Origin of the sequence: Hymenobacter sp. PAMC 26628 (genome assembly GCF_001562275.1) — a bacterium.
Classification (GTDB): Bacteria; Bacteroidota; Bacteroidia; order Cytophagales; family Hymenobacteraceae; genus Hymenobacter.
Genome location: NZ_CP014304.1, coordinates 2,818,119 through 2,841,660, shown reverse-complemented (window position 1 = coordinate 2,841,660; position 23,542 = coordinate 2,818,119). Strand labels below are relative to the sequence as shown.

The 23,542-nt window shown below is 62.8% G+C and carries 22 protein-coding genes; 10 read left to right on the top strand and 12 right to left on the bottom strand.

Features of this window, described 5'->3' with window-relative positions; all coding sequences use genetic code 11:
* Nucleotides 1-28: 28 nt before the first annotated feature.
* Nucleotides 29-697, bottom strand: coding sequence for a porin family protein (locus AXW84_RS12520; RefSeq protein WP_068233588.1), 669 nt, complete (start codon nt 695-697; stop codon nt 29-31).
* 200 nt (nt 698-897) lie between these two features.
* On the opposite strand from AXW84_RS12520, the gene AXW84_RS12515 reads away from it, so the two are divergent.
* Nucleotides 898-1,620 carry a pirin family protein gene (locus AXW84_RS12515; RefSeq protein WP_068239348.1) on the top strand — a complete coding sequence of 241 codons (723 nt, stop codon included), beginning with the start codon at nt 898-900 and terminating at the stop codon, nt 1,618-1,620.
* A 96-nt stretch (nt 1,621-1,716) separates the two neighbouring features.
* Here the strand turns inward: AXW84_RS12515 and AXW84_RS12510 are convergent, their stop codons facing one another.
* Nucleotides 1,717-2,646 (bottom strand): zinc-dependent peptidase, encoded by a 930-nt coding sequence (locus AXW84_RS12510; RefSeq protein WP_068233586.1) that lies wholly within the window; start codon nt 2,644-2,646, stop codon nt 1,717-1,719.
* A 373-nt stretch (nt 2,647-3,019) separates the two neighbouring features.
* Between AXW84_RS12510 and AXW84_RS12505 the strand changes: the two genes are divergently transcribed.
* On the top strand, nt 3,020-6,100 hold the full coding sequence (locus AXW84_RS12505) for a SusC/RagA family TonB-linked outer membrane protein (protein ID WP_068233584.1): 3,081 nt from the start codon (nt 3,020-3,022) through the stop codon (nt 6,098-6,100).
* 27 nt (nt 6,101-6,127) lie between these two features.
* Nucleotides 6,128-7,789, top strand: coding sequence for a RagB/SusD family nutrient uptake outer membrane protein (locus AXW84_RS12500; protein WP_068233581.1), 1,662 nt, complete (start codon nt 6,128-6,130; stop codon nt 7,787-7,789).
* Between the two features lie 82 nt (nt 7,790-7,871).
* On the opposite strand, the gene AXW84_RS25885 is transcribed toward AXW84_RS12500, so the two are convergent.
* The 5 genes from AXW84_RS25885 to AXW84_RS12475 form a co-directional block, all read right to left on the bottom strand.
* Nucleotides 7,872-8,087, bottom strand: coding sequence for a hypothetical protein (locus AXW84_RS25885; protein WP_236943116.1), 216 nt, complete (start codon nt 8,085-8,087; stop codon nt 7,872-7,874).
* A 136-nt stretch (nt 8,088-8,223) separates the two neighbouring features.
* Nucleotides 8,224-9,657, bottom strand: coding sequence for a phytoene desaturase family protein (locus tag AXW84_RS12490; RefSeq protein WP_068233575.1), 1,434 nt, complete (start codon nt 9,655-9,657; stop codon nt 8,224-8,226).
* Nucleotides 9,658-9,887: 230 nt separating this feature from the next.
* Nucleotides 9,888-11,339 carry a DEAD/DEAH box helicase gene (locus tag AXW84_RS12485; protein WP_068233573.1) on the bottom strand — a complete coding sequence of 484 codons (1,452 nt, stop codon included), beginning with the start codon at nt 11,337-11,339 and terminating at the stop codon, nt 9,888-9,890.
* 21 nt (nt 11,340-11,360) lie between these two features.
* On the bottom strand, nt 11,361-11,621 hold the full coding sequence (locus tag AXW84_RS12480) for a hypothetical protein (RefSeq protein ID WP_068233562.1): 261 nt from the start codon (nt 11,619-11,621) through the stop codon (nt 11,361-11,363).
* Between the two features lie 316 nt (nt 11,622-11,937).
* The gene (locus AXW84_RS12475) at nt 11,938-12,882 is read right to left on the bottom strand and encodes a YihY/virulence factor BrkB family protein (RefSeq protein WP_068233559.1); all 945 of its coding nucleotides are present in this window, start codon (nt 12,880-12,882) and stop codon (nt 11,938-11,940) included.
* A gap of 107 nt (nt 12,883-12,989) precedes the next feature.
* Between AXW84_RS12475 and AXW84_RS12470 the strand changes: the two genes are divergently transcribed.
* On the top strand, nt 12,990-13,553 hold the full coding sequence (locus tag AXW84_RS12470) for a DUF2062 domain-containing protein (RefSeq protein ID WP_068233556.1): 564 nt from the start codon (nt 12,990-12,992) through the stop codon (nt 13,551-13,553).
* On the opposite strand, the gene AXW84_RS12465 is transcribed toward AXW84_RS12470, so the two are convergent.
* The 5 genes from AXW84_RS12465 to AXW84_RS12445 all read right to left on the bottom strand — a co-directional run bounded on the left by AXW84_RS12465 (nt 13,531) and on the right by AXW84_RS12445 (nt 16,753).
* Nucleotides 13,531-13,899, bottom strand: a complete 369-nt coding sequence (locus AXW84_RS12465; protein ID WP_068233550.1) for a hypothetical protein — start codon at nt 13,897-13,899, stop codon at nt 13,531-13,533. The genes AXW84_RS12470 and AXW84_RS12465 overlap by 23 nt on opposite strands.
* Before the next feature lie 43 nt (nt 13,900-13,942).
* Entirely contained in the window at nt 13,943-14,287 is a 345-nt protein-coding gene (locus AXW84_RS12460) for a cupin domain-containing protein (RefSeq protein WP_068233548.1), read from the bottom strand.
* Between the two features lie 22 nt (nt 14,288-14,309).
* Nucleotides 14,310-15,044 (bottom strand): YebC/PmpR family DNA-binding transcriptional regulator, encoded by a 735-nt coding sequence (locus AXW84_RS12455; protein WP_068233545.1) that lies wholly within the window; start codon nt 15,042-15,044, stop codon nt 14,310-14,312.
* A 126-nt stretch (nt 15,045-15,170) separates the two neighbouring features.
* Entirely contained in the window at nt 15,171-15,665 is a 495-nt protein-coding gene (locus tag AXW84_RS12450; RefSeq protein WP_157886981.1) for a hypothetical protein, read from the bottom strand.
* Between the two features lie 182 nt (nt 15,666-15,847).
* Entirely contained in the window at nt 15,848-16,753 is a 906-nt protein-coding gene (locus tag AXW84_RS12445) for an MBL fold metallo-hydrolase (RefSeq protein ID WP_068233538.1), read from the bottom strand.
* A 411-nt stretch (nt 16,754-17,164) separates the two neighbouring features.
* On the opposite strand from AXW84_RS12445, the gene AXW84_RS12440 reads away from it, so the two are divergent.
* The 6 genes from AXW84_RS12440 to AXW84_RS12415 all read left to right on the top strand — a co-directional run bounded on the left by AXW84_RS12440 (nt 17,165) and on the right by AXW84_RS12415 (nt 23,539).
* Entirely contained in the window at nt 17,165-18,841 is a 1,677-nt protein-coding gene (locus AXW84_RS12440) for a GMC oxidoreductase (protein ID WP_068233536.1), read from the top strand.
* Between the two features lie 11 nt (nt 18,842-18,852).
* Nucleotides 18,853-19,467 (top strand): gluconate 2-dehydrogenase subunit 3 family protein, encoded by a 615-nt coding sequence (locus tag AXW84_RS12435; RefSeq protein ID WP_068233534.1) that lies wholly within the window; start codon nt 18,853-18,855, stop codon nt 19,465-19,467.
* Nucleotides 19,468-19,524: 57 nt separating this feature from the next.
* Entirely contained in the window at nt 19,525-20,790 is a 1,266-nt protein-coding gene (locus AXW84_RS12430) for a nucleoside permease (protein WP_068233531.1), read from the top strand.
* A 98-nt stretch (nt 20,791-20,888) separates the two neighbouring features.
* On the top strand, nt 20,889-22,040 hold the full coding sequence (locus tag AXW84_RS12425) for a Gfo/Idh/MocA family protein (RefSeq protein WP_204248373.1): 1,152 nt from the start codon (nt 20,889-20,891) through the stop codon (nt 22,038-22,040).
* 7 nt (nt 22,041-22,047) lie between these two features.
* Nucleotides 22,048-23,100, top strand: coding sequence for a sugar phosphate isomerase/epimerase family protein (locus tag AXW84_RS12420; RefSeq protein WP_068233523.1), 1,053 nt, complete (start codon nt 22,048-22,050; stop codon nt 23,098-23,100).
* A 13-nt stretch (nt 23,101-23,113) separates the two neighbouring features.
* Nucleotides 23,114-23,539, top strand: coding sequence for a c-type cytochrome (locus AXW84_RS12415; protein WP_068233522.1), 426 nt, complete (start codon nt 23,114-23,116; stop codon nt 23,537-23,539).
* Nucleotides 23,540-23,542 lie beyond the last annotated feature (3 nt).

Below are 23,542 nucleotides of genomic sequence, written 5' to 3'. Positions count from 1 at the left end.
GGGGCGTTGCGGCTGTGCGTTAGAAATATTACTTGCTGCCCAGCAAGTAGCCAATCGAGGCTTGGAATACCGAGTTGCGGGCATTGCGCAGGTCTTGGTTCGAGCCGTTGTAGCCGTCCTTAGCAAAGTCGGTGAACGAGCCGTTGTAGCGCAAGTCAACCAGGAAGCCGTTGGATGCCTCGTAGCCCAGGCCCGCTGCGTAGCCGATTTCATTGCGGCGCACGTTGTCCAGGTTCTGGTTGGCGGCGGTATTGTACACCGTGCTGCCATTGACGGTGTAAGTGGTGTTGTCGCGCACGTTCAGCAGGTAGCTGTACTGGGGGCCCGCCTCGAAGAACAAGCCCGCAGCCCGTACTTTCAGCAGCACCGGCACGTCGATGTAGTTGTAGGTGCTGCTGCCAGTGTAGCGGTTGGTGTTGCCCAACACCGTAAACGTGTTGTCGCCGTATTTAAAGCCTTTCTGCGAGAACAATACTTCGGGCTGCAACGAGAGCACCTTGTCAATCAGGCCCACGTTCAGCATTGCGCCGCCCACGAAGCCGAACTTGTTTTTGTAGTTGTCCTGGTTGTTCAAATTGCCCGACAGGTTGGACAGGTTAGCGCCGGCTTTCAGGCCAAAGCGGATGCCTTGGGCTTGGGCCGACGACGCAAGGCCGACGCTGGCGACAGCTGCCAGCGCGAGTGCTAATTTTTTCATAAAACAGGGGGGGGGGAGGAATAAGGGGATAAGCTGGGAATAGCATCTGGGCCAGCTATACGTAAACGGCGCCGTGGCAGTTGATAGATTTTGTTGCTTTGCTGCTAAGCCTGCTCAATTCCAAGCTGAGTTGGGGCCCCACCAACTTCGCCCTTGGCTGCCGCGTATGCGGCCTAGTCCTTCACCCTATCCTGCCCGCTATGCTCCAGCACCTGCCCGCCGCCGACCGCCACCACGCCGCCCCGGCCCCGTGGCTGAGCAGCTACTTCCTGTTCTCATTCGCCGATTACCACGACCGCCACAACGTGCACTTTGGGCCCCTGCGGGTGTTCAACGACGACCACGTGGCCCCGCAAAACGGCTTTCCGCAGCACCCGCATTCGGAAATGGAAATTGTGACGCTGGTGCTCGACGGCGAGGTAACGCACGAAGACACGCTGGGCAACCGCACCGCCATTACGGCCGGCGAGGTGCAGCGCATGACCGCCGGCACCGGCGTGGCCCACTCCGAAATGAACCGCCAGGAAAAGCCGCTGCACCTCTACCAGCTGTGGTTTTTGCCGGCGCAGCGCGGCCTGGCCCCCAGCTACGAGCAGAAGGAGCTGAACTTTCTCAGCGGCAATAGCAACGAGCTGGTGCCACTCGTGACGGGCCAAAAGGTGCTCGAAGACGTAGTGTACATGAATTCTAACAGCACTGTGTACTGGGCCAACCTGGGCGCAGGCAAGGAAATTGACTTCAAAACCTTCCCCATTCGCCTGGTTTTCATCTACGTAAAAGAAGGCAGCCTCGTGGTGAACGGCGTGGCCCTGGGGCCCAACGACCAGGCCCGCATCGGCGACGAAAACGCCGTGCGCATCATAGCCGAAAAAGACGCCCAGTTCATTCTGATTGACCTGCCCGCCAGCGAGGCAAATTATTAGTTGCCCTTGCGTTGTTGGCCAGCATTTGCCCTGATTCGCTGATTTCTGGCCCCTCCGCTGCGCGCCCGCGGCGGCAGCGGAGGGGCCCCTGGGGCCCTACGCCGCCAGCTGGTGGCAATTTTTGTACAGCTTTCCGCTGCCGCAGGGGCAGGGCAAATTGGGGCCAAACTTGCCGGGGCCCCGTAGCTTCTGCAGCCATTGGCGCGGGCCGGCCGTAGGGCCCCGGCGGGCGCTGGGGCCCTGGTGGAAAAGCTCGGTGAGCAGGGCGTACAGCTCGGGGTGGTGGGCTTGTAGCTGGTCAGGCTTCTCGAAAAAGTATTCCGTGACGACGGCAAAAAACTCGGCCTCGTTGGTGCCCGCGTAGGGGTTGATTTCCGACTTGCCGGCCCGCAGGGCTTCCAATTCGCGGTGCACCACGGCCGCCCAGGGCCCCAACAAGTGGGCAGGCAGTGCCACTTGGGGCACGCCGTCAATTACCCCATCGGCCTCGTCGAGCAAGTGCGCAAACTCGTGGATGCCCACGTTTTGGCGGTCTTGTGGGTTGGCAAAGCCCTGAAGTAGCGCGGCCTTGGAGAGGCGCATGTAGTGCTGATTTTGGAAGGGCTGCACTGAGCCCAGCAGCGTGCCTTGCAGTGGCGGTACACCCTGGGCGGGGTCGGGGCCCAGCACCCAGGCGTCGGGCACTATCAGCACCTCGCCCAGGTGGGCGTACGTCCACTCCGGAAACCCAAACGTGGGGATGACGGCCGCCGCTGCCACCAGCAAGCGCGTTAGCTCATCTACCTCGGTTTGTACGCCGGTGATGCGCGCATCGGCCAGAAATAGCAGCACGCGCTGCTCAAAACGCTCTTTTTCGGCGTTACTCAGGGCCCTATAAAAGGCTGCGTGTTCGGCCAGTAGGGCCCGCCCCGTGGCCGAAAAGCCCGTAGCCAAGGCCGCGGCGCGGCGTCGGCCGTCGGCTGTAACATAGCGGTAAAACCCAAAGACCACGGCAGCCAGCACGGCCAAGCTTAAGAAGTACGACATGCCCGGTTGAACGCAGCTAGCCGGGTGGGGTTACCGACGCCCCGGCTAGGGCCCCGGCACCACAATCGTTTGATGCTACCCGCATTCCGTTGCCCATTGCGTGTACCTAACCGCGTAATCCGCAAATTAAATGTAGAAATCTCATTACTTAAACCACGATTTAGTGCTTGTCTTATATGAGTTAAATCGCCACTTTTCAGTGTCAAAATCAAACTCACTCTAATAATTAAAATTCTTTAAATCAGTATGATATACATTTTATTGCTAATTATTAATTATAATTTTAAGAATATGAAATGCTATAATAGTATTAACGCAATCGTATGCAAGCAGATACTTTTGTTGTCATCATTTCACTAATTCAAGCTAGCTTATGAAATCCGTTTTACTTGCGGTGCTCGTGGTGTTTGCGCTGGTACTGCGGCCCTTTGGCGCAGCCGCCCAAGCGCAAACAATCCAAGGAATAATTAAGGACAGCAAGGGCGAGGCCCTGCCGGGCGTTACGGTCCTCGTAAAGGGCACCACCAACGGCGCCAGCACGGGGGCCGACGGCCGCTTCACGCTGCAGGCCCCCGCCAACAGCGTACTGGTCATTAGCTCGGTTGGATTTACGCGCCAAGAAATTCCCGTGGCGGGCACCAATGGCAACGTGAACGTGACGCTCGCCGACAACGCGCAGGCCCTGAACGACGTCGTGGTCATCGGCTACGGCACGGCCCGCAAGAGCGACCTCACCGGCTCGGTGGCTTCCGTAAGCGGGGCCCAGCTGACGCAGGTGGCCACTTCTGACCCCGTGCAGGCCTTGCAAGGCCGCGTGGCGGGGGTAGACGTTACTTCCAACAGCGGCCAGCCCGGCTCCGGTACCCGCATCCGGATCCGTGGCGTGGGCACCATCAACAACGCCGACCCGCTGTACGTGGTGGACGGCATCCAGACGGGCGACATCAGCTTCTTGCTGCCCACCGACATTGAGTCGACGGAAATCCTGAAGGACGCTTCGGCCACGGCCATTTACGGCTCGCGGGGCGCCAACGGCGTGGTGCTCATCACCACCAAGCACGGCAAAGCCGGCAGAACGCAGTTCAACCTGTTCGGCTACACGGGCTTCCAGCAAATCCGTAAAAAGCTGGACCTGACCAATGCCCAGCAGTACGCTACGCTGGTGACCGAGGCGTACGCCAACGGCGGCGGTGTGGTGCCCTCCGACTACTCGGCCCTGCTGAACAGCGCGTTGCAAGGCAGCGTGCCCGGCTTCAACTACCAGGATTTTGTGACCCAGAAGGGCCTGATCACCAACTACTCGCTGTCGGCCTCGGGCGGCACTGAGCAGAACCGCTACCTCATCAGCGGCAACTACTTCCAGCAGGACGGTATCATCCAGGCAACGGGCCTGAAGAAGTACGTCATCCGTGTGAACGACGACGCCAAGCTAACTGAGCGGGTGAAAGTGGGCGTCTCGGCCACGTTCTCCAACGCCAACCAGACCGGTGCCGGCGACGGCCAGGGCGGTGCTTTCTACAGCACGGTGCTCCAGAACGCCATCCAGGCCAACCCCATCTCGTCGCCCTACAACGCCGACGGGACCTTCTCCTACAATAACATCACGAGCTTCACGCCCAACCTAGGCCGCTACCTCCAGGAGCAGACGTTTAACAAAACATACAGCACCAACCTGTTCACCAACGGCTACCTCGACGTGTCGCTGGCCAAGGACCTGACGTTCCGCTCCACGTTCGGCATCAACTATAACAACTACCACCCCAAGGTGTACCAGCCCCAGTACTACCTGGGTCCCAACGACCAACGCTCGCAGAGCGCCCTGGTTGAAACCCGCGGCGACAACGTCTCGTGGGTGTGGTCGAATTACGTGAACTACAACAAGGACTTGGGTAACAACAGCTCGTTTTCGGCCACGCTGGGCCAAGAAGCCCAGCGGGCCTACGGCAACAGTATTTCCATCACGGGCTACGATGTGCCCGCCGACGTGTCGTTGCAGTACATTTCGGCCTCCCGGGCCGCCAACTCAACGGTGCGCAGCGGCCAGTACGACAGCGGCTTGCTTTCGTACTTCGGCCGGGCCAACTATAACTTCCGCGACCGGTACTTGGTGACGGCCACCTTGCGCTTCGACCAGACGTCGCGCTTCCTGGGCTCGCAGCGCACGGGTACGTTTCCGTCCGTGGGCGTGGCCTGGAACCTGTCCAACGAGGAATTCATGAAGGGCATTACTGCAATTTCAGTGCTGAAGCTGCGCGGCAGCTACGGCGCCGTGGGTAACCAAAACGCGGCTCCCAACTACGGGTACGCCTCGGTGGCCACCAACAACCAGAACTACGTGTTCGGGCCCAATAAAGCCAAGAGCCCCGGCTTAGCCATTGCCACGCTGAACAACCCCGACCTGCGCTGGGAAACGGCCCTTACGACTGACTTCGGCATCGACGCGGCGTTCCTCGACAACAAGCTGACCTTCACCGGTGATTACTTCGAGCGGAAAACCGAGCACATGATTGCCCTGCTGCCGGTGCCCAACTTTGTGGGCCAGGCCCCCGCCAGCGCCAACGTGGCCTCGCTGCGCAACCGCGGCGTGGAACTGGCTTTGAACTACCGAAACGAGATTGGTAAGCTCCAATACAACTTTGGGGTGAACTTCACGAAGGTCAACAACTTAATCACCGACCTGGGCGGTGCCAACCCCATTGCCAGCGGCAACGTGCTCTCGCAAATCGGCAACACCACCCGCACGGACGTGGGTCACGAAATTGCTTATTTCTACGGCCTCCAGGCCGATGGCATTTTCCACTCGCAGGCCGAAGCCGACAGCTACTTGCAGCCCGGCGCCAAAGCTGGCGACGTGAAGTACCGCGACATCAACGGCGACGGGAAGATTGACGCCAACGACAACACCTACCTGGGCAGTGCCACGCCCCGCTTCAGCTACGGCGCATCGCTGAACCTGTCGTACAGCAACTTCGATTTCAAGGTTCTGCTCTATGGTGTGCAAGGCGCCGAAGCCATCAACGCAGCGGCCTTCAACTTGTCGAAGTCCAGCAACTTCGCTGGCCTGTGGAACAACTTCTACGCCGACCGCATGGACCGCTGGACGCCCACCAACACCGGCTCCGACCAGCCCCGCGTGACCTCGAACGACACCAACAACGGCGGTGGCTACAACGACAAGTTCAGCAGCCGCTACGTGGAAGACGCCAGCTACCTGCGCGCCCGCAACATGGAGCTAGGCTATTCGCTGCCCAAAGCCGTGCTCACCAAGTTCCAGATCAACGGCTTCCGGGTGTTTGCTTCGGTTGACAACGTGTTCACCATCACTAAGTACCGCGGCCTCGACCCCGAAATTTCCGCTACCGGCTACTACAACAACCCCCTGGCCTACGGCGTGGATTTTGGCAACTACCCCCAGCCCCGCACCTACCGCCTGGGCCTCAACGTGCAGTTCTAACCCAACGATATTATACAACCGCGCAATATGAAAACCGCCCACGCAGTTCGATTGCTGGCCTTTACGGCGCTGGCATCGCTTTCGCAAGGATGCCAGAAGTTCCTTGACAAAGAGCCCCTCGGGGCCACCACCCAGAGCAATCTGTTCAACGACCCCGTGAACGCCGTGCAGGCCGTGAACGCCATTTACGATGTGGCCTCCTGGGACCAGGGCCCCAAGTTTGGGGTGGGCGACTACGTGGGGCAGACCTACGAGTGGATGTTCGGGGACGTGATGAGCGACGACGCCGCGAAGGGCAGCACGCCCAGCGACTTCTCTGCCCTCATCGATCTGAAAAACTGGACCGTGAACCCCTCCAACGTGCCGGTTACTACGTTGTGGGTGCACAGCTTCACGGGCATTGCCCGAGCCAACACGGTGATTAACAACATCGACGGCGGCACCATCGACGCCACGTTGAAGGCACGCCTGAAGGGCGAGGCCCTGTTTCTGCGAGCGTACTTCTACTTCAACTTGGTGAAGACATTCGGCGGCATGCCGCTGTTTGAAAAAGCGGTGCTGCCCACCGAAGTCGCCAGCGTGACGCGCAGCAGCATTGCCGAAACCTACGCGTTTGTCGAGAAAGACCTGAAAGCCGCCGTGGCCCTGCTGCCCGAAAAAACCGGCTACGCCAGCGCCGACCTCGGCCGCGCCACCAAAGGCGCCGCCAACGGCTACCTGGCCCGCGCCATCATGTACCAGTTGGGTACCGACAACACCAACAAGCATACCTGGCAGGAAGTGTACGACCTGACCAGCACTGTCATCACCTCGGGCCAGTACAGCCTGCTGGCTAACTACGCTGCCATCCACCAAACGATTGGCGAAAACAGTAGCGAATCGGTGTTCGAAATTCAGTTTGCCACCTCTAACGACACGTACGGCCCTATCATGACGGGCACGACCAATAACGTGTTCCAGAACAACCGCGTGGCGACCAAGGTCTCGAGCGACCCTGCCAGTGCCAACGTGCCGGGTACCGGCTGGGGGTACGGCTTCAACAACCCCACCCAGAACTTGGTCAACGAGTTTGAGGCCAACGACCCGCGCCTGGAAGCTACCGTTTACAAGAACAACGACATCGTGCTCGGCTTGCGCGAAACCATTGATTTATCGCAGAACGATACGGGTTACCTGAGCCGGAAGGTGGCCATCCTGGTGCCCACTGCCAACCAGGCAGGGCCCCAGAACATCCGCAAGATGCGCTACGCCGACATTCTGCTGATGAAGGCCGAAGCCGCCGCCCAAACCAGCAAAAACGCCGAAGCCGTGGCCCTGGTGAACCAAGTGCGGGCCCGGGCGCGTACCTCTACCCGTCCGCCCGGCGCTACTGCGGTGGGCACGGCCGACAACTACGCACCCGCTAATACGCCCGCCGGCACCCTGCCCGACCTGACCGCCGGCCTCGCGGGCCAGCCCTTGCTGACCGCCATTTGGCACGAGCGCCGCGTAGAGTTGGCCGAGGAGTCGCTGCGCTTCTGGGACTTGATCCGCACGGGCCGCTACTTCGGGGTGCTGCCCAGCGCGGTGGCCGCCCGGGCCATGACGCACAGCATCACGACCGGGGTGGTGAACCCCATTCCGCTGTTGCCTATCGACCTCAACGATGCACAGGTGTGGAAGCTGCCCCAGAACCCCGGCTACAACTAAGCCAACCTGGTATAGCGCAAAAAAGGCGGCCCGCTACTCGGTTGAGTAGCGGGCCGCCTTTTTTGTGCTATACCAGCCGAATCTATTCTTGGGGCCCCGGCAAGTATTCCGCCAGTTTCTCCCGCAGCAGCGCCACCAGGGCCGCGTCTTGAAAAGGGTAGTTATCGGGGATGCGCAGGTTGACGAGGCGCTTGCCGGCCAGAGCCCCGGGAAACTTCTCGCGCAGCCGGTCGGCGTGGCGCTTTTCCATCACGAACACCACATCGGCCCAGCCCAGGTGGCCGGCCGTAACGCGCACCCGGGCCCCCGCCTCGGTGCCGGCCGAGCGGGCCAGGGCCCCCGGGTAGCCGTCGAAGAGCCGCTCGGCGGTCAGGCTGCGCCAGCGGTTCTGGCTGCAAATGAACAGGAGCTTGTCGATAATATTAAACGGTTGGTTAGCGCCGGATGCCCAGTCGTTTCAGCACGCTTTGGGCGGCGTGGTAGCCGCACATGCCGTGCACGCCCCCGCCCGGCGGCGTAGATGCCGAGCAGATGAAAAGGTCGGGGTTGGGCGTGCGGTAGGGGTCGAGCCGCGCCACCGGCCGGGTAAATAGCTGCGCCAAATTCACGGCACCGCCCGTGATGGCCCCGCCCACGTAGTTGGGGTTGTAGGCCTGCACGGCGTGCGTGTTCATGGTGTGCCGGGCCAGCACGAGGTCCTGGAAGCCCGGGGCAAAGCGCTCAATTTGGCGGTCGATGTGCGCACTCATGTCCTGGGTCGAGCCGGCGGGCACGTGGCAATAGGCCCAGCCGGTGTGCTGGCCCGCTGGGGCCCGGGTAGCGTCAAACAGGCTTTGCTGGCAGAGCAGCACGTAGGGGCTTGCGGCGTGGCGGCCTTGCCAAGCGTCTTTTTCGCCGCGGGCAATTTCCCCGATGGGGCCCCCCAGGTGCACCGTGGAGGCGCGCAGGCAGCGCGGGTCTTGCCACGGGATGGGGCCGCTCAAGGCGTAATCCACCTTGAAAATGCCAGGACCGTACCGGAAGCTTTCCAGCCGCCGCCGGTAGGCCGCCGGCAGGTGCAGCCGGGCAATGCGGGCCAGCTGGCCGGCATCGGTGTCGAACAAATACGTGCGGGCCGGGGGCAGGTCCTCGAACCGGAAAATAGGGGTAGCGAGCCGAATTTCGCCGCCCAAGCTTTGAAAGTAAGCCGCCAGGGCGTCGGTGAGGCTTTGCGCGCCGCCCCGGGGGAACGCCCAGTTCTCGGCGTGCCCCGTTACCAAAAACAGCAGGCCGATGGCGGCAGTAAACAGCTTATCGAACGGTAGCACGCTGTGAGCTGCGCACCCCGCAAATAAGGCCCGCGCCCGGGGCCCTTGGAAGAAATGCTTGGCAAAGAAGTTGGCCGGCAGCAGGGCTTTCAGACCGAAACGGGCCAGCAGCAACGGGCTGTGCGGCACGCCCAGCGGCTTCAGCACGTCGCGCAGCAGCTCGCCGGTGCGCCCCAAAAAAGGCTCGATCAGGGCCCGGTAAGCGTCCGCGTCAATGCCCAAGTTCTGAGCCGTTTCCGCGATGGATTTGGAGAGGATGACTGCCTCCTGCCCGTCCAGCGGGTGCGCCACCGAGGCGGGCGGCACCACCCATTCCAGGCCAAACTTCGCCAAAGGCAAGGTTTGGAAGTAGGGCGAGAGGTAGCCCAGCGGGTGCACCGCCGAGCCCAGGTCGTGCCGAAAACCGGGCAGGGTGATTTCCTGGGTGCGGGTGCCGGCGCTCAGCGAATCGGCCCCTTCCACGATGAGCACGCGCAGGCCGCGAGCAGCCAGCACGGTGCCCGCGCTCAGCCCGTTGGGCCCCGAGCCAATGATTACCGCGTCCCAGGGTTTGCTGCTCATGCGGCTTCGTTTGAAAGGGTTGTCAGTTTTGTTGTCGGTTGTTCGTTGTCGGTTGCCAGGGCCCGGGTGTGATTCTGGGGGTAGACAAACGGTCATGCAGAGCGCAGCGAAGCATCTTTCCCGCAGCAGTGAACCCAATCGATTGGATTACTTACGCGGTAAAGATGCTTCGCTGCGCTCTGCATGACGGCCTGATTGGCGCACTGACAACCGACAACGAACAACTAAGATTAGCGCACGATGGCCACCTTCACTTTTTTGCCTTTCACCTTGGCGTTCTGCATTTTGGCCAGCACCGCTTCGGCCTGGGCCTCGGGCACGGCCACGAAGCTGTAGTGCTCGTGCACCTCGATGCGGCCCACGGCCTCGCGCTCCAGGCCGCCCACGCTCACGAAGGCCCCCACGAGGTCGCCGGCGCTGATTTTTTCGCGCTTGCCGGCCGAAATGTGCAGCGATACCGTGCTGGGGCGCGGGGCCTTGGGCGCGGCGGCGGGCAGGGCGGGGGGCACCAGGCGGGCCCACTGCACGGTGGCCGCGGCGGGCCAGTTTTGCAGTTTGGCCTGCTCGGGGGGCGTCACGAGGAGGTGGGCAGTACCCACGGCCCCGGCGCGGGCCGTGCGCCCGGCCCGGTGCTGGAAGGTGTCGGCCTGCTCGGGGGCGTCGTACTGCACCACCGTGTCCAGCTCGTCCACGTCGAGGCCGCGGGCTGCTACGTCAGTGGCCACCAAGGCGGTAGCCGAGCCGTTGCGCAGCTTCATCAGGGCTTTGTCGCGCTCGGGCTGCATCATTTTGCCGTGCAGGGCCTCGACGGCCACGCCCCGGCCGCGCAAAAAGCGCGTCAGCTCCTCCACCCGGTCGCGGGTGTTGGCGAAAATGAGCGAGCGGCCCGCGCCGGGCTGGCTGATGACGTGGTACAGGGCGGCGGGCTTCTGGTCAGCGGCGCTTACCACATGGCCGCGCAGCACCAGGTTTTCGGGCAGGGTGGCGGCCCCGGCCGTGCCGGCCGCCCCGCCGCCGTCCACGTTCACCACCTTGGGCCGGGCCAGGTGCGAGCGCACGAGGGCCAGCACTTTGTCGGGCATGGTGGCCGAAAACAGCAGCGTCTGGCGGCGCTGGGGCAGGCGGCTCACAATGGTGGCCATTTCTTCCTGGAAGCCCAAGTCGAGCAGCTTGTCGGCCTCGTCCAACACCAATACCTTCAGTTGGTTAGGAATGAACGTGCGCTGCTCCAGGTGGTCAAGCAGGCGGCCGGGCGTGGCCACGATGACGTGGGGCAGCTGGTTTTCCATCGCCTTGCGCTCGTCGCGCATGGGGTGGCCGCCGTAGTAGGAGGCAATGCGCAGGTTGGGGGTGGTTTTGCCGAGCTGGCGCAGGGCGTCGCGCACTTGCAGGGCCAACTCGCGGGCGGGCACCAGCACAATCACCTGCACGGCGTTTTCGGCTGGGTCGAGGCGCTGGAGCAGGCCCAGGCCGTAGGCGGCGGTTTTGCCCGAGCCGGTGGGGGCCTGGCCGGCCACGTCGTGCCCGCCCAGCACGAAGGGCAGCACGGCGGCCTGCACGGGCGTAGGCGCGGCCCAGCCCAGCTCCACCAGGGCGGCTTGCAGGGCGGGGGTTAAGTCGAAATCGGTGAAAGCGGCGGCGCGGGGCGCGGCGGGTTGGGCAGGCGTATCAGAGGTTTGCACCGGGCAAAGGTACGGCCGGGGCTACGGCAACACCTCGAAGGCCAGGAACTGGTTGGTTTCGCGGGCGCTGAAGTTATTAGTCGACCACGACGACCAGCGTGCGGTGGCCGTTGGGCAGCGGGCCCCAAAGGCCAGCCCTTCGAGGTTGTCGGGGCGTGGGGCCCCCGGGTCGGCCACGAGGCGCTTGTGCACCGGCCGGTAGGGGCCCCGGCCGGGCGTGCTATCGAAGTGAAACAGCGGCCGCGCGGGCCACGTGCGGCAGAAGGCCCCGGTGATGTCCATCTCGTGCACAAACGGGTAGGGGTGCCGGGTCGCCCTCGCTGGTCCAGTACAGGCCGGCGGCGTGGTCGTAGCGAATGGCCTCGGGATCCACGCAGGAAGGGGGCGGGCGCCGTGGGCCCTCCCGGGGCGGGCTGTATAAAGTGCACGCCCGTCACGTCAAATCAATGGGGCGTCCTACCACAGAACGTCGTGCTGAGCCTGTCGAAGCATCTTCACTGCTTCAATAATCAATGATTACTGCTGTGGGCGAGATGCTTCGGCTGCGCTCAGCATGACGGCCTACTTTTTCTAAGCCAAAAATTCTAATCCAAAAGTCCTAATGGTCGTCTTCGTCGACATTGACCAGCCGGTAGCGCACCGCTGACTTTTTGGGCCGGATGGACAGACCCAGGCGCATGGCGTACACCTTGGTGAAGGCCGCGCCGAAGTAAAAGATCATGGCGCAGTAAAATACGAACAGCAGTACCAGCACCAGCCCTGCCGCCGGGCCGTACACGGGCCCCAGGTCCTGGCTTACGAGCAATTTGCCGAGCACGGTTTCGCCCAGGCTGATGAGCACGGCCGTGACCAAAGCCCCGCGCCGCACGGCCTGCCAAGGCACTTTGGCCAAACTCAAGGTGCGGAACGTGAGCCCGAACCACACGGCCAGGATGGTGAAGGCGGCCAGCGAATTCAGGCCCCGTACCACGTAGTATACCAGGGTGGTGTCGAAGTCGCGGATGCTGTCGGCAAACAAGCCCAGTGCCGCGTCGGTGCTGAAAGCGAGCACCGCCAGGGCCCCCGTGGCCAGCAGCACGCCGCCCGAGCGCAGCCGCTCGCGCAGGGCCACCGCCAACGGCGCGCTGTGGCGCCGGGGCCGAATTTGCCACAGTTGGTTCAGCGAGTGCTGGATGATGGTGAAGAGCGTGGTGGCGATGAACACGAGAAAAACGAAGCCCGCCCACGTCACGAGCCGGGTGCGGCGCGGGTCGGCCACGTTGCTGAGAATCTGCTCGATGAGGCCCGTGGCCGACCGCCCCAGCACGTTGCTGAGCTTGCCCAGCAGCATGGTGCGCACCAGCGACGAGGGGTAGAGGGCCCGCAGCAGCTGGATGAGGATGATGAGGATGGGCGGCAGGGCAAACGTGGTGAAGAACGCCGTGGCGGCCCCCAGGCGCAGGGGGTCGTTGGCGGCCAGCTCGCGGGCGGCGTGGCGCAGCAGCAGCGGCAGCTCGCGGTACCAGGGGCCCGGCCGGTGGACGGACAAAAAAGTGTGTGGCATGGGGCCCGGACGGCGAAAAAAGGGCTCCGCCCGTAAGCGTACGCGGGGCCCCGGCGAAGATACGCGCCGCCGGCCCGCCTTGGTTTCGTTAAAATTCAGCTTTGGATATGACCGTTGCTTCTTCCTCGCCTGCCCCGGTCCCACCGGAGGGCCCCGCGGCCCGGCCCAACTGGCTGCGCCGGGTGCTGCTCGACCCGCTGGTGAATCTACTGAAGGCGGGGCTCTCGCCCGGCCAGCTGGCCCTCACGGTGGGGCTGGGCGCGGCCCTGGGGGTGGCCCCCACGTTTGGCCTCACCACCCTTATTGCCACCGGCGTGGCCCTGCGCCTGCGCCTGAACGTGGCCGCCTTGCAACTTGTCTGCCACCTGCTTACGCCGGTGCAGCTGCTGCTGCTGCTGCCGTTTCTGCGCTACGGCGGCGAACTGCTGGGCCAGGGCAACATCATGGCACACTTCACGCTGGCGCAGCTTCAACGCCAGGTGCGCCACGAGCCAATGGCCCTGCTGCGCCTGCTGTGGCGGGCCGAGCTGGGGGCCCTGCTCATTTGGGCAGTGGCGGCGGTGCCGGTGGTGGCGCTGCTGTACTTTGGCTTGCGCCCGGTGTTCCGGCGGGTGGTGCGCAAGCATGAAGAATCGGAGGCGCTGGCAGCTACGCCGGTTGCTGAACAATAACGCACACTTGCGAGGCATCGAGCAGCGCAAATTCCAGCAGGCCCCACGGCTTCTGCGTCACGCGGTTGCCGTTGGGATGGAGCAGGCCCGGCGCGGCGCGCTGCACCTCGGCGAAAAGTGCGTGGATGTCATCGGTTTCGAGGCGAATTTGGGGCCGGTCGAGTGCGGCAAGGGTGGCGTTTTGCACCAGGTGAATTTCTACCGCGTCTTTTCCCAAGATGCAGAAAGGCTGCGGGCCGCCCAGTTCTTCGTAGCGCAACGCAAGGCCGAGCCCCCGCTCAAATAGCTCTCGGCCAACCGCCAAATCGGCGTAGAAGATGCTCGGGATGAGCTTGGTCAGTGCCATGGCGACGAAGAAAACGGTGAAAATACATGGGGCCCCGGGCCGCTCAGGCCGGCACCAATTGCCGGTCGCCGTGCGCGTGGGGCTCGGAGATTACCAAAAAATCCAGCGCTTCCGCCGCCTCATTTTGGATGCGGTGCGCCTGCCCAGGTTGCACGTGCACGCCTTCGCCGGGCCCCAGCACCAGCTGTTTGCCGGCCAGCTCAAAAGTAGCCGTACCGTTCAATATATAGAAAAACTGCTGGGCCACCGCGTGCCGGTGGCAAACCTCAGCCGTGCCCGGCGGCATCCGTTCCTGGATGACGCCGAGCTGAGGGGTTTGCACCAAGTGCCAGCCCGTGCAAGCGTCGCCCCACGGGTAGCTGGGGGCCGTGGCAATGGCTATTTTCATGGCGATTGGTGCGGGGGCCTGCTTAGCCCATCGTGTGGTACACGGCCTGCACGTCCTCGTCTTCCTCGAACTTCTCGATGAGCTTTTCTACTTCCTCGGCCTGCTCGTCGCTCAGGGCCACGGTGGTGTTGGGCACGCGCTGGAGGGTGGCGCTCATCACGTTCAGGCCCTTGGCTTCGAGGGCTTTCTGCATCTGGCCGAAGTCGGTGAAGGCGGTTTCGACCACCATGTAGGCGTGCTCGGCGCCGTGTTCGTCCTCCTCGTGGGTTTCGTACACGTCCTCGGCGCCCACGTCAATCAGGTCCAGCTCCAGCTCGTCGCGGTCGAGGCCGGCGGCGGCCAGCTTGAATACGCCCTTGCGGGTGAAGGTGTAGTCGGAGCTGCCCGCCGTGCCCAGGGCCCCGCTGTTGCGGTTGAAGTAGAGGCGCACGTTGCTCACGGTGCGGGTGGGGTTGTCGGTGGCGGTTTCCACCACGATGGCGATGCCGTGGGGTCCGTAGCCTTCGTACACAACCTCTTGGTAGTCTTTTTCTTCGCGGCTGCTGGCGCGCTTAATGGCGGCGTCCACGCGGTCCTTGGGCATGTTCACGCCCTTGCCGTTTTGGATGGCGGTGCGCAGGCGGGCGTTGCTGTCGGGGTTGGGGCCCCCTTCTTTCACGGCCATCACGATTTCCTTGCCGATGCGGGTGAAGTCTTTCGACATCCGGTCCCAGCGCTTCATTTTGCGGCCTTTCCGAAATTCAAATGCGCGTCCCATTCTATAGTAGCAGTTAACAGTTAACAATGAGCCGTTCGGGCCGAGGGTGGGAGTGGGGCTCCGAACGGGAGCGCAAGGTACACCGCCCGGGCGCGGGCCGACAAGCCCCGTTAGGGCCCCGGGCCACTACCGCCGCTTCGAAGCCGGCCGGGGCCCTGGCGCGACGTCGGCCACCAGCTCGTACACGCCCCGGTTGCCGGGCGGGTAGCCGGCAATGGCAATGGTGAGGCGGCGCGCCCGGGCGTCGTAGCGGTAAGTGCCGCGCTGCACATCGAAGCCTTGGGCATCGGTGAAGGCAAAGCGGATGCTGTCGCCGCGCACCGTGCACTGGCCGTGCTGCACAAAATCGCGGGCTCCGTTGGGCCCCATGATGCGCAGCCGCTTGTCGTAGGCCCCGGTCGGAAACAAGGTGAGGGTGCCGCCTACCCCGGCCACGTGGGTGGGTGGGTCGCCGTCGGTGTGGTCGTACACCGTGTAGGCTACGTAACGGTAGGTGGCGTAGAGGGCTGCCGGGGGCCGGGCCGGGCGCGTGGGCTGGGCCTGCCCGGCGCCAGGCCGCAGCAGGGCCCCCAGCAGCAGGGCCGCGCCCCAGCCGCGGGGCCCCCACGGCCTGCTCCTCAAAAACGCGCAGCCCAACCAAGTCTGGTTTCCCGTGGAAGGAGTGGCCCGGCCGGCACAAATACGCGGGTTGGTTTCCGGCGGCGTCAAGCAAAAAATGCGCGGTGGCGGGTAGCTATTCACGCCGGCAAGGTACGGGCCCCGCAGCCGCCCCAGACAGGACAGGGCCCATACCACGGCGGCGCTTAGCGGCGGCGCAGCAGCAGCCAGGCCGCCACGCCCAGCAGCACGCCCGCAGCCAGCGCGGCGGCCTGGCGGGGCAAGTGGTCGGGCACGGGCGGGGGCAGGTGCTCCACGCCGTTGCCGTCGGTGCGGGCGGCCTCGTGCACGTAGCGGCCGTGGGCAGGCACCGGGTAGTGGGCCGCCAGGTGGGCCAGCCCTTCCGCAGCCTGGGGCCCCGTGATGACCGGCCCGTGGCCGCAGCCAATTGCGGCCGGGCTCAGCGCCGCCAGCGCCTGCACCGAGCGCTCTGCCGCAACCCAGTCGTAATTGAAGGGCGCGCCGGCGCGGCTGATTTTGGGCCACCCCAGCAGCACCGCCGACACGGAATCGTGGACGGTGGTGGCGAAGGCGTCGGCGCCCAGCAGCGTGCGGTCGGCGTCGCGGAACAGCGCAATCTGGCCCGGGGCGTGGCCCGGCACGTGCAGCCAGCGCCAACCCAGCAGGAAGGGCACGGCGTCGCCGTCCAGCGGCAGCTCCTGCACCACGTCGCGCAGGTCGGGCAGCTGCGTCGGGAAAAACCGGCTCATGAACCCCAGCGAGCCGCCCACGGTGGGGTCGCGCGGCGGGTACAGGGCCTGGGCCGTCACGTAGGGCCGCTCCAGGGGGTGCACCAGCACTGGCACGTTCCAGCCAGTGGCCAGCTCCAGGGCCGAGCCCAGGTGGTCGAGGTGGCCGTGGGTGAGCACAATGGCCTGGGGCCCCACCCCGGGCCCGTACAGTTCGGCGGCGGCGGCGCGGATGGTTTTTTCACTGCCGGGCAAGCCGGTGTCCACTAGTACCCAGTCGCCGGGCGTGCCGGCGTCTACAAAATATACGTTTACAAAGCGCTGAATGCGCAGCTGGGTTACGCCGGCGGCTACCGTGTCCATGGCAAAGGGAGGAGGGATGAGTGGAGGAAGTGCTCAGGCATACGGCGAGCCCGCCAATCAGGGTTCGGCAGAAATGGCCGGGGACCAGCGGGGCGTGTGGGGCCCCAACCGTAGCATAGGGTAGGAATACGCCTCAGCTTTGCTAAAACGATTGAGCATTGCCCCTACTTGCCAGTGAAGCTGAACGTTGGAATGTGCCACGAAAACCCAGTTTTGTGCCGTAGGCCTCGGCAGAAGTTAGAAATCCTCATTACATTGCCAGTGCTAAACCGGCACAATGGTTTGCGGTAAATTAGCTGAACGATCTTAACTGCTTGATTACTTAGCAAAAGATTGGCCACCTTGTGTTTCCGCGTTGGCTTCGCAAAGTCTTTATAAATTCAACCCCACCCATTATTCAGGAGCAGCTTCATGGAAAAAAACACGTATGATGCCATCGTCATCGGATCGGGAATTTCGGGCGGTTGGGCAGCCAAGGAGCTAACCGAAAAAGGGCTAAAGACCATTATGCTCGAGCGCGGCGAAAACATCGAGCACATCAAGGACTACGTCAACGCCAACAAGGCGCCCTGGGAATTCCCGCACCGCGGCGGCAAAACCCAGAAGATGATTGCCGAGTACCCGGTGCTGGGCCGCGACTACACCCTGAACGAGGCCAACCTGAACTACTGGGTCAACGAGCAGGAAAGCCCCTACGTGGAGGTGAAGCCCTTCGACTGGTTCCGGGGCTACCACGTGGGCGGCCGCTCGCTGATGTGGGGCCGCCAATCATACCGCCTGAGCGACTACGACTTCTCGGCAAATGCAAACGATGGCATCGCCGTTGATTGGCCCATTCGCTACAAAGATTTGGCGTCCTGGTACTCGTACGTGGAGAAATTTGCCGGCATCAGCGGCAACCGCGATGGGCTGCCGCAACTACCCGACGGCGACTTCATGCCCCCCATGGACATGAACATTGTGGAGAAGGACGTGGCGGCCCGCATCAAAAAGAACTACGAGCACCGCCGCATGGTCATCGGCCGCACGGCCAACATTACGCGGCCGCACCACAACCGCACCAACTGCCAGTACCGCAACAAGTGCTGGCTGGGCTGCCCGTTTGGGGCTTACTTCAGCACGCAGTCGGCCACGCTGCCCGCCGCGGTTGCCACCGGCAACCTCACGCTGCGCCCGTTCTCCATCGTCACCAAGATTCTTTACGACAAGGACACCAAGCGCGCCAAAGGCGTGGAGGTGCTCGATGCCGAAACCAACCAGACCTACGAGTACTACGCTAAGGTCGTTTTCCTGAACGCCTCGGCGCTGAACTCGGCGTGGGTGCTGATGAACTCGGCCACCGACGTGTGGCCCGAGGGCCTGGGCAGCAGCAGCGGCGAGCTGGGCCACAACCTGATGGACCACCACTTCCGGGCGGGGGCCCACGGCGACGCCGACGGCTACGAAGACAAGTACGTGTACGGGCGGCGGGCCAACGGCATTTACGTGCCCCGCTACCGCAACCTGTTCGGCGACAAGCGCGACTACATCCGCGGGTTTGGCTACCAGGGCAGCGCCAGCCGTGAGGGCTGGAGCCGCGAAATTCCGGAAATGAACATCGGCGGCGAATTCAAGGACGCCCTCACCGAGCCAGGTAAGTGGACGATGGGCCTGACGGGCTTCGGCGAAACTTTGCCTTACCACGACAACCGCGCGTTCCTCGACAAAACCAAGAAGGACAAGTGGGGCCTGCCGGTGCTGGCCATCGACGCCCATACCCGCGAAAACGAGAAAAAGATGCGCGTCGACATGATGGCCGACGCGAAGGAGATGCTGGAAATGGCGGGCCTGAAAAACGTGAAAACCTACGACAACGGTTACGTGCTGGGCGGCGGCATCCACGAGATGGGTACGGCGCGCATGGGCCGCGACCCCAAAACGTCGGTGCTCAACCAGCACAACCAGGTGTGGGATGCGCCCAACGTGTACGTGACCGACGGCGCGGCCATGACTTCGGCGGCCTGCCAAAACCCCTCGCTGACTTACATGGCCCTCACGGCCCGCGCCGTGGACCACGCCGTGAGCGAACTCAAGAAACAAAACGTTTAAGCTCCGTTTTTATGGACCGCAGAAATGCAATTGCCCGCGTAGCCCTGTTGATGGGTGGCACCGTTATTGGTGCCGATATGTTTCTGAGCAGCTGCTCCTCGCCCGGCAAGCCGGCCGCGGAGGCCGGCGCCGGCGCTGGGGCCCCCTTGGCCAAAATGCCCGACCTGGATATGGACCAGATACGCCTGCTCGATGAGGTAGGCGACACCATTTTGCCCACCACCGCCGCTTCGCCGGGGGCCAAAGAGGCCCGCATCGGCCGCTTCATGAACGTGATGGTGCGTGACTGCTACACCGCCGCCGACCAGAAGATTTTCACGGAGGGCATTGTGAAGCTCAGCGAGGCGTGCAACAAGCAGTACAGCAAGGGCTTCCTGGCTTGCGACCCCGCCGAGCGCACCGCCCTGCTGGTGGCCTTGGACAAAGAGCAGAAGGAGTACGCCGCTGCCCACGCCGAGAAAGGGGCCCCCAGCCACTACTTCCGCATGATGAAGCAACTGACGTTGCTCGGCTACTTCACGTCCGAAGTGGGCGCCACCAAGGCCCTGCGCTACCTGCCCGTCCCTGGCCGCTACGACGGTAATGTGCCTTACAAAAAAGGCGACAAGGCCTGGGCCACGTCCTGATTCCGGCCCGGCCCACCGGGGCCCCATTACTTTTTGCCTTACCCTCTTTTCTGGCTTATGACCGCTACCATCCGCTTTAAGCTGTCGCTGATGATGTTCCTGGAGTTTTTCATCTGGGGGGCTTGGTTTGTGACGCTGGGGACTTACTTGCAGAGCAACCTGCATACCACAGGGGTTCAGGTAGGAGTGGCCGTGCTCACCCAATCCATAGGCGCGATTGTTGCGCCTTTCATTATCGGGTTAATTGCGGATCGTTTTTTTTCAGCCCAGAAGATACTGGGGGTGCTGCACTTGGCGGGGGCCGTGCTGCTGTGGCAAGCGGCCGCCGCTCCCGATTTCGGCGCTTTCTACCCCTATATCCTCATCTACATGATTTTGTACATGCCTACGTTGGCGTTGGTTAATTCCATCTCTTTCCGGCAGCTGCAGAATCCAGAGAAGGAATTCGCCTCCATCCGAGTATTGGGTACGCTCGGCTGGATCATTGCCGGCCTTACCATTGGCTGGCTACATTGGGAAAACAAGGACGTTAACGGCTTTACCTCGTTAGTTCTTACTTTTAAGATGGCGGCTGGCGCGTCGGCGTTGCTCGGGCTGTTTAGCTTTACACTGCCGGCCACACCTCCAATTAAGAAGGCAGGTCCGACCACCGTGGGCGACCTGCTGGGCCTGGACGCCATTCGGCTCCTGAAGAACCGTTCTTACTTGGTGTTTTTCCTGGCTTCGGTAGCCATTTGCGTGCCCCTGTCCTTTTATTACGGCTTCACCAACCCGTTCCTGAACGAAGTGGGCATGAAATCAGCTGCTGGCGTGCAAAGCCTGGGCCAGGTGTCGGAAGTGCTGTTCATGCTGCTGATTCCGGTGTTTTTTGTCCGACTGGGCGTGAAGAAAATGCTGGCCATCGGCATGTTGGCTTGGGTGATACGCTACGGGTTTTTTGCCTACGGCAACGGCGGGAGCAACTATTGGATGCTGATTGCGGGCATTGTGCTGCACGGAATCTGCTACGATTTCTTTTTCGTAACGGGCCAAATTTACACCGACAACTTAGCTGGCGAGCAATCGAAAAGCGCTGCTCAGGGCTTCATCACGCTGGCTACTTACGGCGTGGGTATGCTGATTGGCTCGTTACTGTCGGGCCAGATTGTGGACGCCCACCAAATCAGCGCCAGCTTACACGATTGGCGTACCATCTGGTTAATTCCGGCCGCCATCGCGGCGGGCGTGCTGGTAGTATTCCTTCTGTTATTTAAGGACCGCAACGCCCCCGTGACTGCCGAAGAAATCAGCTACGCCGAAGCTAACGCGCGCTTGGAAGTATAAGACTGAACCGTTGGCTAACAGCTGCTAGCTGTCAGTTTCCATTCGAAAGAAGGCTAACAGCTGCTAGCCAGCAAGCTAGTGGCCCAAGACGATACCGCATGAAATTACGATTAGGCATGATTGGCGGCGGGCAAGGGGCCTTCATTGGGGCCGTCCACCGCATCGCCGCTTCCCTCGACGGCTTATACGAGCTCACGGCCGGCGCTTTCAGCAGCGACGCGGCTAAATCGCAGGCCACCGGTGTGCTGCTGGGCCTGGCTCCCGACCGGGTGTACGGCTCGTACGAAGAGCTGATAACCCAGGAAAAGCAACGGCCCGCAGCCGAGCGCGTGCAGGTCATTTCCATCGTCACGCCCAACTACCTGCACTTCGCGCCGGCCAAAATGGCCTTGGAAAATGGCTTCGACGTCGTCCTCGACAAGCCGATGACGTTTTCGCTGGCCGAGGCCAAGCAGTTACAAGCCGTGGCCGAAGCCAGCGGCCGGCTGCTGTGCCTCACCCACACCTACACCGGCTACCCCATGGTAAAGGAGGCCCGGCAATTACTGGCCGCCGGCGCCCTGGGGCCCATCCGCAAAGCCTACGTAGAATACCCGCAAGGGTGGCTCAGCAGCTTTGAAGAGGGCGGCGCCAACAAACAAGCCGCTTGGCGCACCGACCCCGCCCGCAGCGGCGTGGCCGGGGCCATGGGCGACATCGGCACCCACGCCTTCAATCTGCTGGAATACGTGACGGGCCTGCAAGTGACGCGCCTGTGCGCCGACATCAATACGGTGGTGCCCGGCCGGCAGCTCGACGACGACGGCGCCGTACTGCTGAAGTTATCCAACGGCGCCAGCGCCGTGCTCACGGCCTCGCAAATTGCGGCTGGCGAGGAAAATAACGTCCGCATCCGCGTCTACGGTGATAAAGGGGGCCTGGAATGGCAGCAAGTAGACGCTAACACGCTGCAAGTGAAGTGGCTGGACCGGCCCACCGAAATCCGGCGCACCGGCACTGGCTACGTCGGCTCCTTTGCCCAGCACAATGCCCGCGTGCCGGCTGGCCACCCCGAAGGCTACCTGGAGGCCTTCGCCAACCTCTACCGCAACTTCGCCCTGAGCCTGCGAGCGCGTGACGCCGGCGAAACTGCCCCTCCCGAAGTCCTCGACTACCCGAGTATTGCCGACGGCGTACGCGGCATGGCATTCATTGAGAACGTCATTGCCTCGGGCCAGTCGGATAAAAAATGGACCGAATTCACCGTTTGACCTGCTTATGACTACCCTCCAGGGCCCCGCCATTTTCCTGGCCCAATTCATCGGCGACGAAGCCCCGTTCAACAGCCTGGAAGCCATCTGCGGCTGGGCCGCCGGCTTGGGCTACAAGGGCATCCAAATGCCCACGCTCGACGCACGCTTCATTGACTTGCAAAAGGCGGCCGAAAGCAAAACCTACGCCGACGAAATCAAGGGCATCGTGAACGCGGCGGGCCTGGAAATTACCGAGCTTTCTACGCACTTACAGGGCCAGTTGGTGGCCGTGAACCCGGCCTACGACAAGCTGTTCGACGGCTTCGCACCCGAAGCGTACCGCAATAACCCCGCCGCGCGGCAGCAGTGGGCTGTGCAGCAGGTGAAGTACGCCGCGCAGGCCTCGCAAAACCTGGGCCTCAAGGCGCACGCTACGTTCAGCGGGGCCCTGCTCTGGCCGATGGTATACCCCTGGCCTCAGCGCCCGGCCGGCTTGGTCGACGAAGGTTTCACTGAATTAGCCCGCCGCTGGACGCCCATTTTGGACGAGTTTGACCGCTGCGGCGTGGACCTGTGCTACGAGGTGCACGCCGGTGAGGACCTGCACGACGGCATCACCTACGAGATGTTCCTCGACAAAGTGCACCACCACCCGCGCGCTTGCCTGCTCTACGACCCCTCGCACTTCGTGCTGCAATGCCTCGATTACCTGGAGTACATCGACATCTACCACGAGCGGATTAAGATGTTCCACGTCAAGGACGCCGAGTTTAACCCAACCGGCCGCCAGGGCGTGTACGGCGGCTACCAGAGTTGGCTCGACCGGGCCGGCCGCTTTCGCTCGCTGGGCGACGGGCAGGTGGACTTTAAGGCCATTTTCAGCAAAATGGCCCAGTACGACTTCGCCGGCTGGGCCGTGCTGGAGTGGGAGTGCGCCCTCAAAAACTCGGAAGATGGGGCTCGTGAAGGGGCCCAATTCATCCGCGACCACATCATCCGGGTCACCGACAAGGCTTTTGACGACTTCGCCAATACCGCTACCGACCCGGAATTTAATAAAACCCTGTTAGGCCTGTAACTTCCTGCCTCCGATGAAAAAAATTGCCCTGCTGCTCAGCAGCTGCGCCCTGCTAGTCGCTTGCGAATCAGCGCCCAAAACCAGCGAAACTGCTGCCACTGAGCCAGCCGCCGGTAGCGGGGCCCCCACCGCCGTGCCGGCCACCGGCGACGCGCCCGGGGCCCCCGGTGCTGACCTGGCCAGTGCTATGCCAGGTGCTAAATTAATTGCGGCCTCCGACTGTACTGGCTGCCACAAGGAGCACGACAAAGTAGTGGGGCCGGCCTACGCTGCCATTGCTGAAAAGTACAAGCCCACCGAGGCCAACATTGCCATGCTGGCGAACAAAATAATTACGGGCGGCAAAGGCAATTGGGGCGAAATCCCGATGACGGCGCACCCCGGCCTACCGGTGGCTGACGCGCGGGAAATGACCAAGTATATTTTGAGCATAAAATAATTA

Bases quoted from the DNA above. Each gene is read 5' to 3' on its own strand.
- AXW84_RS12420 (WP_068233523.1), top strand. From the start codon at position 22,048: ATGACTACCCTCCAGGGCCCCGCCATTTTCCTGGCCCAATTCATCGGC.
- AXW84_RS12455 (WP_068233545.1), bottom strand. From the start codon at position 15,044: ATGGGACGCGCATTTGAATTTCGGAAAGGCCGCAAAATGAAGCGCTGG.
- AXW84_RS12475 (WP_068233559.1), bottom strand. From the start codon at position 12,882: ATGCCACACACTTTTTTGTCCGTCCACCGGCCGGGCCCCTGGTACCGC.
- AXW84_RS12520 (WP_068233588.1), bottom strand. From the start codon at position 697: ATGAAAAAATTAGCACTCGCGCTGGCAGCTGTCGCCAGCGTCGGCCTT.
- AXW84_RS12430 (WP_068233531.1), top strand. From the start codon at position 19,525: ATGACCGCTACCATCCGCTTTAAGCTGTCGCTGATGATGTTCCTGGAG.
- AXW84_RS12440 (WP_068233536.1), top strand. From the start codon at position 17,165: ATGGAAAAAAACACGTATGATGCCATCGTCATCGGATCGGGAATTTCG.
- AXW84_RS12490 (WP_068233575.1), bottom strand. From the start codon at position 9,657: ATGAGCAGCAAACCCTGGGACGCGGTAATCATTGGCTCGGGGCCCAAC.
- AXW84_RS12500 (WP_068233581.1), top strand. From the start codon at position 6,128: ATGAAAACCGCCCACGCAGTTCGATTGCTGGCCTTTACGGCGCTGGCA.
- AXW84_RS12505 (WP_068233584.1), top strand. From the start codon at position 3,020: ATGAAATCCGTTTTACTTGCGGTGCTCGTGGTGTTTGCGCTGGTACTG.
- AXW84_RS12435 (WP_068233534.1), top strand. From the start codon at position 18,853: ATGGACCGCAGAAATGCAATTGCCCGCGTAGCCCTGTTGATGGGTGGC.
- AXW84_RS12445 (WP_068233538.1), bottom strand. From the start codon at position 16,753: ATGGACACGGTAGCCGCCGGCGTAACCCAGCTGCGCATTCAGCGCTTT.
- AXW84_RS12470 (WP_068233556.1), top strand. From the start codon at position 12,990: ATGACCGTTGCTTCTTCCTCGCCTGCCCCGGTCCCACCGGAGGGCCCC.
- AXW84_RS12415 (WP_068233522.1), top strand. From the start codon at position 23,114: ATGAAAAAAATTGCCCTGCTGCTCAGCAGCTGCGCCCTGCTAGTCGCT.
- AXW84_RS12460 (WP_068233548.1), bottom strand. From the start codon at position 14,287: ATGAAAATAGCCATTGCCACGGCCCCCAGCTACCCGTGGGGCGACGCT.
- AXW84_RS12480 (WP_068233562.1), bottom strand. From the start codon at position 11,621: ATGGACATCACCGGGGCCTTCTGCCGCACGTGGCCCGCGCGGCCGCTG.
- AXW84_RS12515 (WP_068239348.1), top strand. From the start codon at position 898: ATGCTCCAGCACCTGCCCGCCGCCGACCGCCACCACGCCGCCCCGGCC.
- AXW84_RS12465 (WP_068233550.1), bottom strand. From the start codon at position 13,899: ATGGCACTGACCAAGCTCATCCCGAGCATCTTCTACGCCGATTTGGCG.
- AXW84_RS12510 (WP_068233586.1), bottom strand. From the start codon at position 2,646: ATGTCGTACTTCTTAAGCTTGGCCGTGCTGGCTGCCGTGGTCTTTGGG.
- AXW84_RS12425 (WP_204248373.1), top strand. From the start codon at position 20,889: ATGAAATTACGATTAGGCATGATTGGCGGCGGGCAAGGGGCCTTCATT.